At 57.6% G+C, this 15,379-nt stretch carries 10 protein-coding genes and 1 pseudogene; all 11 read left to right on the top strand.

The genetic code is table 11. The features are described 5' to 3' along the window. The first annotated feature begins 9 nt into the window (after positions 1-9). The 11 genes and pseudogenes from ACUNV4_RS16055 (at position 10) to ACUNV4_RS16105 (ending at position 15,294) form a co-directional block, all read left to right on the top strand. Positions 10-900: a LysR family transcriptional regulator gene (locus ACUNV4_RS16055; protein ID WP_430879594.1), complete on the top strand. Its 891-nt coding sequence runs from the start codon at positions 10-12 to the stop codon at positions 898-900. Between the two features lie 474 nt (positions 901-1,374). Beyond that, a complete protein-coding gene (locus ACUNV4_RS16060) occupies positions 1,375-2,370 on the top strand; it encodes a hydroxyacid dehydrogenase (RefSeq protein ID WP_430879595.1) in 996 nt (331 codons plus the stop codon). Then, positions 2,367-3,161 (top strand): sugar phosphate isomerase/epimerase family protein, encoded by a 795-nt coding sequence (locus ACUNV4_RS16065; protein ID WP_430879596.1) that lies wholly within the window; start codon positions 2,367-2,369, stop codon positions 3,159-3,161. The genes ACUNV4_RS16060 and ACUNV4_RS16065 overlap by 4 nt, the downstream gene beginning before the upstream one ends. 38 nt (positions 3,162-3,199) lie before the next feature. Further along, the gene (locus ACUNV4_RS16070; protein ID WP_430879597.1) at positions 3,200-5,122 is read left to right on the top strand and encodes an ABC transporter substrate-binding protein; all 1,923 of its coding nucleotides are present in this window, start codon (positions 3,200-3,202) and stop codon (positions 5,120-5,122) included. A 75-nt stretch (positions 5,123-5,197) separates the two neighbouring features. Then, positions 5,198-6,196, top strand: coding sequence for an ABC transporter permease (locus tag ACUNV4_RS16075; protein WP_430879598.1), 999 nt, complete (start codon positions 5,198-5,200; stop codon positions 6,194-6,196). After that, positions 6,196-7,356 (top strand): ABC transporter permease, encoded by a 1,161-nt coding sequence (locus ACUNV4_RS16080; RefSeq protein ID WP_430879599.1) that lies wholly within the window; start codon positions 6,196-6,198, stop codon positions 7,354-7,356. Before ACUNV4_RS16075 ends, ACUNV4_RS16080 begins: the two co-directional genes overlap by 1 nt. A 10-nt stretch (positions 7,357-7,366) precedes the next feature. Then, positions 7,367-9,055 carry a dipeptide ABC transporter ATP-binding protein gene (locus ACUNV4_RS16085; protein WP_430879600.1) on the top strand — a complete coding sequence of 563 codons (1,689 nt, stop codon included), beginning with the start codon at positions 7,367-7,369 and terminating at the stop codon, positions 9,053-9,055. A 131-nt stretch (positions 9,056-9,186) separates the two neighbouring features. After that, positions 9,187-10,254, top strand: a complete 1,068-nt coding sequence (locus tag ACUNV4_RS16090; protein WP_430879601.1) for a LacI family DNA-binding transcriptional regulator — start codon at positions 9,187-9,189, stop codon at positions 10,252-10,254. A gap of 22 nt (positions 10,255-10,276) precedes the next feature. Next, on the top strand, positions 10,277-12,115 hold the full coding sequence (locus ACUNV4_RS16095; protein ID WP_430879602.1) for a DUF2264 domain-containing protein: 1,839 nt from the start codon (positions 10,277-10,279) through the stop codon (positions 12,113-12,115). Positions 12,116-12,275: 160 nt separating this feature from the next. Further along, positions 12,276-13,544: a hypothetical protein gene (locus ACUNV4_RS16100; protein WP_430879603.1), complete on the top strand. Its 1,269-nt coding sequence runs from the start codon at positions 12,276-12,278 to the stop codon at positions 13,542-13,544. A 296-nt stretch (positions 13,545-13,840) separates the two neighbouring features. Continuing rightward, positions 13,841-15,294 (top strand): annotated as a pseudogene (locus ACUNV4_RS16105) (transposase). The last annotated feature ends 85 nt before the right edge of the window (positions 15,295-15,379 follow it).

Here is a 15,379-nt window from a genome sequence, read left to right on the forward strand (position 1 = left end):
CCGCGCAACATGAAACACCTCAACGCACTTCGCGCCTTCGAGGCCGCGGCAAGACATGAAAGCTTCTCGAAAGCCGCTGCCGAACTGCATGTCAGCCATACCGTGGTGGGCCAGCATGTGCGCAATCTGGAGGAGTGGTTGTGCGCGCCGTTGTTCGTTCGTCACAAGAACTGGATCGAACTGACAGACGAAGGCCGCATGCTGGCCCCGCGAATCAGCCAGGGCTTGCAGATTCTCTCGGACGCCTGCGATGCCTTTCACCATTCCTCGTCGCGCAATATCATCGAGGTGGTTGCCGAACCGGCAATCTCCAGCCGCTGGCTACGGCGCCTGATCGCTGACTATCAGAAGGAGCAGCCCCACATCCAGATCAATCTGCGATCTGCCTGGAGTCCACCTGCCCGCACCTCAACGGACTGGGATCTGTTGGTGCATTTCGAGCAACGCCTGTCCGGCTCGGAACGCGTCATGAACCGGCTCTTTCCCATCGATGGATTTCCCGCCTGCTCACCCGCCTTGTTCGACAGACTGGACGATCCCGAATGCTGGTTGCACGAAGAGTCACTACCGCTGATTCACGACCACGGCACCAATATCTGGCGACAATGGTTTGCCCGATTCGAACCGGATTCCACCGCCTGGGAAGATGGGCAGATTCATTCCGATCTGGCGCTTGCCATCGACGCCGCGGTCGACGGCGAAGGCGTGATTCTCGCCGATCACATCATCTGCAAACGGGAAATGGCATCCGGTGCGCTGGTGCAGCTGGACGAGCGCACCTTGCGTTGCGCCTGGTATTGCTCGCTCACCAGCATGCATCGCATTACCAGCCCGGCTCAGAAACAGTTTCATACCTGGTTGATGACGCGTGCCGCCGAATCTCTCGATTCTTCCGATTGACCAGATCGTGCCCATGAGCCCTGCCTGAACAACGATTTCGCAGAAAGCGCTCAAGACTGGCGAAGTCCCTGCATGGAGGCGGCATCAGAGACCCCGCGCGCAGACACACGCAGCCAGACCTTACCGCGCTCGCAGCTTGCATGGTCGCGGGCTCAGTGCGTACCGACAATCAGGATGAGACTCGGACTGCCGGGCCCACTGAGCCAGCTCACCGACCCCGAACTGACCTCACCATGGTCATCGCGCGTCCTGCCTCGGTTCCGCCCGTGCTGTCCATTCCACCCAATCCACCTGTTCCACCCACGCTGCCCTACTGCCGCTGCCGCCTGCCTTTCTGTCTGTCCTGCGTGTTCCCGAACTGTTCCATGCAAAAAGTTTTTGCATTTCATGCAAATTTGCGTATAGTTGCAACCATTCGCATTAACTGGGATGATGATCTTGGCCCGTGAACAGGCAGAACGGAGTAACTCGAGCATGCTGAACGCTTTGATCCAGCTACCGGAACGTAGTGTCGACGTGCACCTTGACAAGAACTCCAAAGCACTGCTGAACAAGGTTTGTCAGTCCGTTGACACCTTTCCGGCAAGCGCTGATGACAGCACACTCCTCGACTCGGCCAATGTATTGATCACTGGCTGGGGCTCTGATTTGTACGATATCAATGAGGTGCAAAAAATCCCGAATCTTGCATTGATTGCACATCTGGGCGGTTCCGTGAAATCAGTCGTCACGCGCGATGTCATTGCCAGTGGCGTCCGCGTCACTCAGGCAGCCTCTGTCAATGCACGTCCCGTAGCGGAATTCACGCTTGCCAGCATACTGTTGCACTGCAAGCAGGTGCGCGGTTGGGAAGCGCTGTACCGGGAACAGCGTTCATCGATCAACAATCGTACCGCCGCGCTCAGTGCCCAGGTAGGCATTCGCAGCAAGGTCATCGGCATTGTCGGCGCTTCACGCATCGGACGCCGCGTCATTGATCTTCTGGCACCGCACGGTGTACAGATTCTCCTGCACGATCCCTTCGTCAATGCGGAAGAAGCCACGCAGATGGGCGTTGAAACAGCATCCCTTGACGAGCTGATGGCTCGCAGCGATGTGATCTCGCTGCACCAGCCATTACTGCCGAGCACGGTGAAGTCCATCGGCAGGGAACAGTTCAGCCTGATGCGTGACGATGCCCTGCTGATCAACACGGCACGCGGTCGTCTGGTGGATCACGATGCCTTGATCGAAACCCTTTCCAATCGCCCCATACACGCGATTCTGGACGTCACCGACCCTGAACCGCTACCGGACAACTCGCCATTGTGGGATCTGCCCAATGTGCAATTGACCCCGCACATTGCGGGTTCGATGGGAGAGGAAGTTGCCGAAATGACAGCCCTGGTGATCGAAGAGATTGACAGGTTCGGTCGCGGTGAGCCCTTGCAACACGAAGTGACACTGGAAGACTGGGACATGCTCGCATGAACAATGAAAGTCCTGTCATTCCGGCCCTTTGCTCTGTCACTTTCCGCTCACTGGCCCCGGAGGAACTCATTCCTCTGGCATCGCAGAACGGTGTCAGGGCCATCGAATGGGGTGCGGACGTGCATGTCCCGCTCGGCGATCTCTCTCGGGCAGAACAGGTAGCCGAACTGTGCCGCCAACACGAAATCGATGCCGATTCCTATGGCAGCTATGTGCGCGCAGGCGATGCGGAAACCAGCGAAGAGTTCGCCCAGGCTCTGGCCAGCGCAAAATCCCTGGGCGCCAACAATATTCGCGTCTGGGCGGGCCGCAACACACCCGACAAGCTTGACGACACCCAGCGACAGAAAATCGTGACCGACCTGGCTGCCATGGCCGAAGAGGCCGCCTCGCAAGACATTACCGTGAGTATCGAGTTTCATCGCAATACGATGACAGAACGACTGGCAGACACGGTGCAGCTACTTGAAAACGCGGATCATGTGAACCTGTTTACCTACTGGCAACCGGTCCCCGGAAGAGCACAGGAAGAGCTGCTTGCAGAAATCACCACTCTGGCCCCCTGGCTCGGACATGTCCATGTCTTTCACTGGTTACCAGCAGAAGGTGCTGATGAACGTCGACCACTGATGGAAGGCAGGGATTCGTGGAGCTCACTCATGAGCAACTGGAAAACCAGCCCCCGCTGGTCGAAGCCGCGACTGGCCATGCTCGAGTTTGTCGCCAACAACGATGAAGAGCAGTTCAAACAGGACATGCGCGTATTGCGCCAGTTGTGTACGGCTTGTTGATACCACCCATCATGCTACAAGGAGAGAAAGACACCGCCATGAAACACCTGAACCCTCACACTCAATCTCGACATCGCTTGTCGATGGCTGCGCTGAGTGCCACCCTGCTTGCCGTGCCCGGCGCATCAGTGCTTGCTGCGGATTATCAGGAGGCTCCGCAACTCGCCGAGCAAGTCAAGGCCGGCACCCTGCCTCCCGTGGAAGAGCGCCTGCCGGAAACACCCTTTGTACTGGAACCGATCGAGAGTGTCGGTCAATACGGCGGCGTCTGGCGTTCGGCCCTCAAGGGCACCTACGACAACGGTTGGATTCGTCGAACGGTCGCCTATCAGCCACTGGTAGCCTTCAATCTTGACTGGTCCGAGGTCGTTCCCAATGTGGCCGAGAGCTTCGAAGTGAATGATGAAGCAACAGAGTTCACCTTTCATCTGCGCAAAGGCCACAAATGGTCAGACGGCGAACCCTTCACTGCGGCCGATATCGATTTCGCCCTGAACGGCATTGCCAAGAACCCGGACTACAAGGGTGAAAGAGCACCCAATTTCGATTGGGACAACATGACCGGTGAAGTCATTGATGAGACCACCTACCGAATCACCCTGGAACGACCGGACGGTCTTCTCATACAACGCCTTGCCAGCGTCGACGGCCCGTTTCTGACCTTTGCCCCGAAGCACTATTGTGGACAGCTGGTACCCAGCGTGAACCCCGATGCTGACAAGCTGGCGGCCGAACGCGGTTTCGATTCCTGGTCACAAGCTCTCGAGAAAACCTGCTTCACCTATTTCACTGATGAAAAGCGGCCGTCACTCAATGCCTGGCAACAGACTACCGCCTACGATGGCCTGAACCAGATCATAGAATTCGAAAGAAACCCCTACTTCTACAAGGTTGACACCGCTGGGAATCAACTGCCTTACATCGACAAGGCGACCATGCTGCAAAGCGAGAACGTCGAAGACATTCTGCTGAAGGTCATCAATGGTGAAGTGGATTTCTCCAACCGGCATTTTGCGACCGTAACCAACAAGCCGGTCATCTATGACAGTCAGGAATCGGGCAACTACCGTCTGACGTCCACAGTCGACGCTCGCATGAACCACGCGATCCTGCAGCTCAACCTGAACAACGAAGACCCGGTCAAACGCGCCTTGTACAACGAACGGGACTTCAGGGTTGCCTTGTCTCTGGCCACAGACCGGGAAGAGATCGTGGACGTCATCTTTGCCGGACAGGGCAAGCCCTTCCAAGCCGCTCCACGCCCCGAATCGCCGTATTATCACGAAGAGCTGGCGACTCAATACACCGAGTACGATCCCGACAAGGCCAACGAACTGCTGGATGGTCTGGGTCTGACCGAGCGCAACGACGACGGTATTCGGCTCAACAGTGCCGGAGACCCCATCACCATTCAGTTGTACACGCCATCGGACCAGATCGAGTTCAATGACATGGCGCAGCTGATCGTCAACCAATGGGCTGAAATCGGTATTCAGCTCGACCAACGCAATGTGGAACGCAGCTTCGTCTACGAGCGTCTCCACGGCAACCAGCATGACATGCATATCTGGTGGGGAGATGGTGGTCTGGGGGATGCCTTGCTCGATGCGCGCTACTACTTTCCGTTCAATCGGGAGTCAGCCTTTGCCCTGCAGTGGGCCCAATGGTTCAACAACCCTGACAGCGAAGGTGGTAATGAGCCTTCAGAGCCTGCCAAGAAGCAGATGGAACTCTACAGGGATTTGAAGGCATCTGGCGATCCTGCGCAGCAGGCAGAGATCTTCAAGCAGATTCTGGATATCTCGGCCGAGCAGTTCTGGGTGATCGGTACCGTACTGCCCGCAGAAGGATATGTGGTAGTCAACAAGGATCTGGGCAATGTGCCTGCCAGTCAGCCTTATGCATGGCTCTATCCGCAACCTGCGCCGATGGGCACCGCACAGCTCTATTACAAGAACTGAGGTAGCTCCTTGCTCACTGGCAGCCGGCCCACGGTCTGTCAGTGAGCGTCCTCGCACCTGCCTGGAAGAACTGACATGACAATATATCTGGCCCGTCGACTGGTCACGATGCTGCTGACACTGCTGGCGCTGTCGGTAGTGGTATTCGTGGTAATACAACTGCCGCCTGGAGACTTCATCACCTCCTATATCGCGCGCCTGTCCGGCAGTGGCGAGACCATTGATCAGGCGGTCATCGATACCCTGCGCGAACGCTATCAGATGGATGCCCCTATTCTGACGCAGTACTGGGCCTGGCTGAAAGGCATGCTGCACGGCGAGTTCGGCTACAGTTTCGAGATGAAGTTGCCCGTAGCGCAGATCTTCTCCGAACGCATCGGCATATCCCTGGCAGTCGAGTTGCTGGCCGTGGTTGTCATGTGGGCCGTAGCCATCCCGATCGGCATCTACTCGGCCGTCAGGCAGTATTCCCTGGGGGATTACTTCGCCACCGTCATCGGCTTTTTCGGTCTGGCTGTGCCCAATTTCCTGTTCGCCCTTGTTCTGATGTACATCTGCTATGTGTGGTTCGGTGTCACCATTACCGGCCTGTTCTCCCCCGAATACATGAATGCCAAGTGGAGCCTGGACAGGTTCCTCGACTTCGTGCAGCACGTCTGGGCTCCCGTTCTGGTCATTGCAACGGCTGGCACGGCACAACTGGTCAGGGTGCTGCGGGCCAATCTGCTCGATGAATTGAACAAGCCCTATGTGCTGACTGCTCGTGCCAAGGGCCTGGAAAAGCGCAAGGTGATCATGCGCTACCCGGTCAGGGTTGCCATGAACCCTCTGGTGTCCACCATTGGCTGGGTACTGCCAACGGTCATCTCTTCCAGCTTCGTGACAGCGATCGTGCTGAACCTGCCGACACTATCGCCAATACTGCTACGCGCCCTGCTCTCGCAGGACATGTACCTGGCCGGTGCCCTGATCCTGTTCATGGGTGTGTTGACGATGATCGGTACATTGATCTCCGACTTGCTGCTTGCCTGGATTGATCCGCGCATTCGGCTCGGTATGGTAGGAGCCAACTGATGAACAGCACGACAATGACAGAACCTGCCACCGATCTTCCGGAAGAAAGCAGCACAGTTCGAGGCACACTGGCTGGCACTGAAAGTCAGTGGCAGTTGATCCGCCGCCGCTTCCGACAACACAGGATGGCGCGCGTATCGCTCTACATACTCATGCTGTTTGCCATCTGTGCCGTGTTTGCCAATTTTCTGGCCCCCAAGGATCCTCTGAAGGTACAGGCTCGCTACACCTATGCCCCTCCGCAAGGCTTGCATTTCATCGATCATGACGAGAACGGTGACTGGTCCTTCAAACCGCATGTCTATGGCTACAAGGTGGAAGTGGAGCCTGAAGCACTGCGACGCGTGTTCGTCATCGACCCCTCGAAGAAGATATACCTGGACTGGTTCGTGGAAGGCCATGAGTACAAGTTGCTGGGCCTGTTCCCGAGCAATATCCATCTGTTCGGACCAGAACGCAAGCGCGACCCTCTGTACTTGCTCGGTAGCGACAGATTGGGGCGGGACATGCTCAGCCGCCTGCTGCTGGGTACAAGAATCTCGCTCTCCGTTGGAATTGTCGGTGTCGTGCTGTCACTGTTCTTCGGTGTTCTCATAGGAGGGCTTGCCGGCTTCTACGGTGGCTGGTTCGATGCAATCACCCAGCGCACCATCGAATTCCTGCGCTCCCTGCCCACCATCCCCCTGTGGATGGCAATGGCATCGGCCATGCCCAGCGACTGGTCGCCGCTGCGTGTCTACTTCGTGATCACTCTCATTCTGTCCTTGCTGGGTTGGACAGAACTGGCAAGAGTGGTTCGCGGACGCTTTCTCGCCTTGAAGGATGAGGATTATGTGGCCGCCGCTCTGTACGACGGTGCCAGCCATATACGCGTGGTGATGCGGCACATGGTGCCAGCATTTACCAGCCACATCATCACGGCAGCCAGTCTTGCCATTCCCGGGATGATTCTGGCTGAAACGGCCCTGTCCTTTCTCGGCCTGGGTCTGCAATCTCCGGTGGTTTCCTGGGGTGTACTGCTGCAGGAGGCCCAGAACATCCGTGTGCTGGCCACCGCCCCCTGGCTGCTGGCCCCGGGCCTGGCCATCGTGATCGCGGTACTGGCCATGAACTTCGTTGGCGACGGTCTGCGTGACGCGGCAGACCCCTATGCACGATAAGGACAGCATCATGAACACATCACCACAACAGCCGGTTCTCCAGGTTCGCGACCTGTCAGTCGACTTCCCGCACAAGGACGGCGCCTTTCATGCCATCGAATCATTGAACTTCGACCTGCTACCCGGAAAGACCACCTGTTTCGTCGGTGAATCCGGCTCCGGCAAGAGCGTGACGGCGCGAGCGATCATGAATATCGTCGACCCCGCCATCATTACCCGAGGCTCGGTCACGATCTTCGACAGTGAGAGTCACGCGCCTTTGGAGCTGACGTCTCTGGATACCGACAGTGAAGAGATCCGTGCCGTGCGCGGTGCGCGCATTGCCATGATCTTTCAGGAGCCCATGTCATCGCTGTCACCGGTGCATACCATCGGACAGCAGATCATAGAGGCCATTCTGTTGCATCAGGATGTGAACGAGGCGGAAGCTCGCAAGCGCGCGATCGAGGCACTGAAAGCCGTGCATATTCATTCACCGGAACGTGCCGTTGATCGCTACCCCTTCGAGTACTCCGGCGGCATGCGTCAACGCGCCATGATCGCCATGGCCATCGCCTGTGAACCCGATATACTGATCGCCGATGAACCCACGACCGCTCTGGATGTCACGACTCAGGCCGAGATTCTGCTGCTGATTCGCGAACTGCAGCGCAAGAAGGGCATGTCGGTGATGTTCATCACGCATGACATGGGTGTCGTGGCGGAGATTGCCGACGATGTTGCCGTCATGCTCAATGGCCGCATTGTCGAACACGGCGAGGTAGACCAGATCTTCCATGCACCGGCCCACCCCTACACGCGCAAGCTGATCGATGCCTCTCTGGGGTTGGAACAGGCAGAAGCACGCCCCATACCGACACGACCTGACACGCCGCTCATACAGATCAACGATATTCGTCTGCAGTTCGGTGGACACAAGAGCTGGTTCAGCAAGACGGTACATGGCGCCGTGGTCGCTCTGGAATCAGTCAGCCTGTCTCTCTGGCCGGGTGAAATTCTGGGTATTGTCGGTGAATCGGGTTCCGGAAAGACAAGTCTGGGACGCGTCCTGATGGGACGCTACAAGCCCGTGTCTGGCAGTGTCATCTATTCGGACCGGCAAGGCCGAGAACGTGATCTGACCCAGGCGGCCAGCTTTCGGGACAAACAGGTCTATCGCGAGATCCGCATGATCTTCCAGGATCCCTATTCCTCATTGAACCCACGCATGACGGTTGAACAGATCATTGCCGAACCGCTGCGGATCAACGGACTGGCCAGCGGCAACGAATTGCGAGGGCGGGTTGCCAGTCTGCTGGAACGCGTCGGCCTGTCGGCCAGCATGATGGAACGTTACCCACATGCATTCTCTGGCGGTCAGCGCCAGCGCATCGGTATCGCCCGTGCGATCGCACTGGAACCCAGAGTCATCATTGCCGATGAGTCCACTTCGGCGCTGGATGGCTCGGTACGAGCCCAGATTCTCGACCTGCTACTGGACTTGCGCGACGAACTCGGACTCTCCATCATTTTCATTGCCCACGATATCGGGGTAGTGCGCTATCTGTGCGATCGTGTAGCCGTCATGCACCGAGGACGTGTGGTGGAAACCGGCCTGGCCCATCAGGTCTGCGATGCTCCTGTCGACAGCTATACCCAGCGATTGATCTCGGCAGTGCCGAGGCCGGACCCGCGTCAGCGTGGTCTGCGGGCTGTTTGAGGCTGTCGGACTCCAGCCATGATGCCCAGCCCATGCACTGATTTGCATTTGTTGCATTCGAAGTTGCAGTTGCGTACCTTTCGAGGCCTTCAGTCTCCCGATCCACAATCACTTGAGGCATATCAGGGCGCATGAACGACGCTGCATCTCCAAAACCGGATAGCTCTGCTGCCGAAACATCCCGAACACGTGTCAGTCAAGCCGATATTGCGCAGGCTGTCGGGGTATCCGTTTCCACGGTATCAAGAGTGCTCTCCGGTGCGGCCGGGATAAGCGAACGAGTACGCGGCGAGGTGCTGCGCGCCGCTCGTGAGCTCGGGCATCGCGGCATGACGGGGTTGCAACATACGGGTGTGGAGCTCAAATCGGCGTTTCTGTTGTTCAATGAAAACAGCCACCAGCCGCAGATCAGTTCCATCTACGGACTGATCCTTGAAGGACTCAGAGCCGCTGCCGAGGATAGCGGAATCGCACTGCACTTTCTGCTACGCAACAACGATGAGGAAATCCCCGAAGCAGTGTTTACCCGCAGTGATGCCGGTGTATTGTTTGTCGGTATCGACCCGACACCTGATGCACTGGCCCGTCTGTCGAACAGTGGGGTACCCACCGTCCTGGTCAATGGGCTGGATCCGGATCTGCGAGTCCACGCAGTCTCACCAGCCAACTATTTCGGGGGGCGGCTGGTTGCACGCTTTCTGGTGGAACGAGGCCATCGACGCATTCTTCACCTGAGCAGTCGCCAGCGCTGGACACTGAGACGACGCACAGAAGGCTTTCTGCAAGGCGTCGAGGATTACAGCAACGGCAACGCCATCGTGGACACACGATACTTCGAACGGCTCGAAGCCAGCTACATTGCCGATGCCTTGACTGATGCCTTTCGTGAGGATGTCGTTCCACCAAGCGCCATTTTCTGCTCCAACGACCTTCAGGCCCTGGCCACGGTGCAGACCCTGCAGGCCCGCGGCATCTCCGTACCGGGCGATGTCTCGGTCATGGGCTTCGATGACCTGCCCATTGCCGATCTCTGCGACCCCGGTCTGAGCACCATTCGGGTCGACTGGTTGGGCATGGGACAGGAAGCCTTTCGTTTATTGAATCTTGGCCTGGTCTCTGACAAGTATCCCGCACGGCAAGTGCAAACCGGCGTTGCTCTGGTTGCGCGCGCCAGTGTCAGCCAGGCTCCTCCTTTCTGATCGCCACCCGAGAACCCAGTCAGTGCTGAATCCGATAGCCGATAATCCTTTCAATGATCGCAATGATGCCGTGCGCGCTGCCATCGACCTGATGACACCGCTCACACCCTGGTTTTCCGAAGGCCGAGGTCGCTTGCGACTTGGCGTTGCCGGTGCGCATTTTCACGAAGCTGCGGCGGATCTGGAAGGCCTGGCTCGGCCGCTCTGGGGGCTGGCGCCACTGATCGCCGGCGGCTCGACATTCGACGCGACCGAGCTGTATGTTGAAGGCTTGGCCAATGGTTCCAATCCGGACCACAACGATTACTGGGGACCAACGGCCAACCGCGATCAACGAATCGTTGAAAGCGCAGCCATCGGCTTTGCGTTGGCTCTGGCACCCGAGACATTCTGGGACGGCTTGCCGGGCAAGGGCCGGGATCACCTGGGCAAGTGGCTGACGGATTCTCTCGAGAACACCCCTGCTCCCAATAACTGGCACTTCTTTCATGTACTGGTCTCGCTGGGCCTGGACCGTGTTGGCGTGCCCTACGATCGCTCGATCATCGAGTCCGATCTGGATTTTCTGGAAACCTGTCGGTTGCAGGAAGGCTGGTTTCGAGATGGACAGCGCCGCCGTGCCGAACATTACATCCCGTTTGCCATGCACTTCTACGGCTTGATCTATGCGGCACTGGGCGGCGGACATGGCAAGGCGAATGACGATCGACGTGATCGTTTTCTGGAAGACGCCATGGCGTTTGCCCCCACCATCAAACACTGGTTTGCCAGCGACGGAGCCGCCCTGCCCTTCGGCCGATCGCTGACCTACCGTTTTGCCCATGCCGGCATCTGGGGAGCGCTGGCGCTCGCTGATGTGGAAGCCTTGCCCTGGGGAGAAACGCGCGGTTACTGGGCCAGAAATCTGCGCTACTGGTCAAAACAACCCATGAGCGATCGTGACGGCATCATGCCCGTCGGATACGCCTACCCCAACCTGCTGATGAGTGAGGCCTACAATTCTCCAGGCTCACCCTACTGGGCGATGAAAGCCTTCCTGCCACTGGCACTGGCCGAGGATCACCCGTTCTGGCAGGCCGATGAGGCAGCGCCAGAAGTGGATGCAAGTGTAGTGACGTTGACACAACCCGGAATGATCAAGTGGGAAGAGCCGGGCAATCTGACGGTACTCAGTGGCGGCCAGCAAGCCGTCGAATTCCGACAGGGAGCCGAGAAGTACAGCAAGTTTGCCTATTCCACACGCTACGGATTTTCAGTCGAGAATGATCCACGCAGTTTCCGCACAGGCCCGTTCGACAACATGCTGGCCTGCTCGGATGATGGTGTGCACTACCGAGTACGCCTGAGTGAAACAGATGCACGAATCGGCGAGGGCGTGCTGTATTCCTGTTGGTCACCGATGAAGGGCGTCGAGATAGAAACCTGGCTGTTGCCACGCGCCCCCTGGCATATCCGAATCCACAAGGTGGTCAATTCGGTGGCTATCGATACCCGCGAAGGTGGTTTCGCGGTTGCACGAAACGACCAGCCACCTCTGGAAGCATTTGCGGAAAACGGCGTTGCCAGAGTGGTGACTGATACCGATGTATCGTCCATGGTCGACCTCTACGACAATCCGCGCGACCCGCGAATCAACCGAGCTGACCCGAATACCAATGTTCTGTATCCAAGAAGCTGGGTACCGCAATTATCTGCTCATCTGGAACCCGGCACCCATTGGCTCGGCTGCGCCGTACTGGCACAGGCTGTAAGCGATTCTCCATTACCTGATATGCCAGAGCGTCCAACTGCCGAGGAATTACAGCAGTTGAGAGACAAAGCCAGCCCGATTCCAGTATGGTCAGTTCCTGACGATTACTAGCTCTTTGTAGTCCGGGAGAAATCTCACGTTCCTCGCTTCTCGAAAGTCAGGCGGCATTCTTGCCGTCTGCACTCTGCTGGCCATCATACCGCTCGAATACAGTGGCGCCCCCTGGGCCTCACTGCTGTCGGGTGCCTGCGTCTGTGCGCTGGTCCTGGTCTTGTTTGCCCATGTCCGTTGGTCGCGCCGCGCCTTCGTACTGATCGGTATCGCCATGATGGCGCTGGCCATGATAACCCTGCCTGACTGGCAGAACACCTTGCGCGACGGCCTGCAACGGGCCGCATTCATAGCCGCCTTCTTCACGGCCACCGCCTCCATCAGAAGTGCTGCCAGCGGCTCGGCATCCATCACCGAATGCGGAAATTTTCTGGCAAACCAGCCTCCGGGGCGACGCTATCTGGCCTTGACGCTCGGCGGGCATCTGTTTGGTTTGATCCTCTCTTATGGAGCCATCTCGCTTCTCAGTACGCTGGCTACGAACAGCACCTCATCCGAGCCTGACCCGGAGATTCGTCGGCACCGTACCCGGCGCATGCTGGTGGCCATTCAGCGCGGTTTCATTTCAGCGCTGCCATGGACGCCACTGGGCTTCGCCATGGCCATTTCGACCATCCTGGTGCCAGGCGCTCGCTGGATCGACGCGCTACTGCCCTGTCTGGTCAGTGCCTTCATCATGGTGATCAGTGGTTGGGCCCTGGATACCATCTTCAAACCGAAGCTCAGCACACCACCGCCACGGCGCGACAAGATCGACAATAACTGGTTGCAGCAATTGCGACCATTGCTGATCCTGCTCTCGTTGCTGGTCGTCCTGTCCACGGCTTTACATGCACTGACCGGTGTTCGTACTGTCGGGATCATGATGTCCGTAGTCCCGGCCATTGCATTGGTCTGGGCAGCCATTCAGGCCACAGACCTGTCTCTCGGCGAACGCGCTCTGCACAGCGCTCAACGTGCCACGACCTTTGCCACAGTCGAACTGCCCGCGCTACGCTCGGAGCTGGTGCTGTTGACCATGGCGGGATTCATCGGAGCTGTTGGCGCCGACCTGTTCGCGCCGGTTGTCAGCGCCTCAGGTATTGATCTGAGCCAGGCTCCGGCAATCATTGTCCTGCTGTCGGTCTTCTGGTTGATACCCATAGCCGGCCAGTTGGGCATGAACCCGATCCTGGCCGTATCTCTGTTTGCACCCTTGCTGCCCACACCGATAGAGCTCGGCATCAGTCCTACCGCGATGATCGTGACGATCACCGGCGGCTGGGCTGTGGCAGGAGCCACATCACCTTTCACCGCCTCGACTCTTTTAATGGCGAATTTCGGGGGGGTAAGTGGGCGGTATGCCGGATTGGTGTGGAATGGGGGGTATGCGGTGGTTAGTGGGGGCTTGTTGTCGGGGTGGATTTGGGTGGTTAGTGTTTGGGGGTAAGTAAGGCTAAATCATCAGCCAATACCGACAATCATCCAAGCGCCATCAACACATATACACTTTACTGTTCCAGCAATTGGATTGAAATACCGAGTCAATATCTTTTCAGGCATCATGCAGCGGCCATTTCTAAGGAAGGATATTTACCTTTCACGCCACTGCATTCAATGTACTAATACTGATATCAATTCCTTTATTACCTAAACAGTCTACGGCTGCCTTCTCCCGGTCCCCCTACGTCAGCATAGTTGCTCCCCAAACCCGGAATCACCCGGGGGCGATGTTGGAGCAACGAAATGCCACGCTATTCTCATGAACGCAAGAACGCCGTACTGAAGAAATTACTGCCACCGAACAACCAATCCGTGCCAGAGGTCGCTCAGGCAGAAGGTATCAGTGAGGGGACTCTGTACAATTGGTTGTCACAAGTCCGAGACGGAGGATCCGCTGTGCCGGGTAGTCGAGCCAGCAATGCTGAACAGTGGAGCGGCGAAGCCAAATTCGCTGTCGTACTGGAAACACAGCCCATGAATGAGGCAGAAAAGACGGAGTATTGCCGGGAAAAGGGCCTCTACCCTGAACAGATCGAGCGGTGGCGCGCTGCCTGTATCGCCGGTGCCTCCAACAAGGAGCCCACCAACGAACCGCTGAAAGAGGCGCGTAATGAGATCAAGCGTCTCAAGCGCAAGGTGGATCGCAAAGACAAGGCCCTGGCGGAGAGCGCAGCTCTGTTGGTGCTGTCAAAAAAGTTCCAGGCGCTGTGGGAGGACGAGGATCGATGAGTACCCTTGCACAGCGCAACGAAATACTGGAACTGGTTGACGAGGCCGTAAGTAGCGGAGCAAGGCACACGGAGGCCTGCAAGGTCATTGGCATTGCCGCCAGTACGCTGCGACGATGGCGCCCCGCTGGAAGCGCCGTACAAGCCGATTGTCGTCCGACGGCAGACAGGCCGGTACCGTTCGGGCGTTTCAGCGATGAGGAGCGACAGCGCATCGTGGACACCTGCAACCGTCCGGAGTACGCCAGTCTGCCGCCGAGCCAGATAGTGCCTGCCCTGGCGGACCAAGGGCAGTACATCGGCTCTGAATCCACGATATACAGAGAGCTCAAGCGGATCGGCCAGCTCGCCCCTAGAGGACGAGCCAAAGTGCGTCAGAAACGCAAACCACCGACCACTCACTTGGCGACGGCAATCAACCAGGTTTGGATGCTTGATGTCACCTGGCTCCCGAGCCGGGTCAAAGGACAGTTCTTTTATCTGTATATGGTCGAGGATCTGTTCAGTCGCTATGGCGTGCATTGGGAAGTTTTTGACGAGGAAAACAGTGATCACACCTGTCAGATCATCGAGCAATCGGTATGGCGAGAGAAGTGCGCGTTACACCCGCCGATACTGCACCGGGACAATGGGAGCGTATTGAAATCGCAAACCGTCATGCAGAAACTGCGGGATAAGTACAGCCCGCGCTGGCCATCCGAAGGCTTCGAGAGCCTCGACGCTGCTCGCCAATGGGCCAACGAGTTCATGCACTGGTACAACCACGAGCACAAGCACAGTGCCTTGAAATTTGTCACCCCCGCTCAGCGTCACCGTGGTGAAGACATTGAAATACTGGCCAAACGTGAGGAAGTCTACCAACAAGCCAAAGCGGCCAACCCTGAGCGTTGGAGTGGAAACACACGGAACTGGGGTCACCAGCCGGTCATGGCGCTGAACCCCGAGAAAAAGGTGCAAGCTGTATCCTGATTTAACGCGGTGAGTCAGCCGAGGGAACTTCCCCCTCAGCTGCTCTCAGAACCCGGCGTGAACCTCTCGATTCACCGGGCTCCCA

Source organism: Granulosicoccus sp. 3-233 (assembly GCF_052681095.1).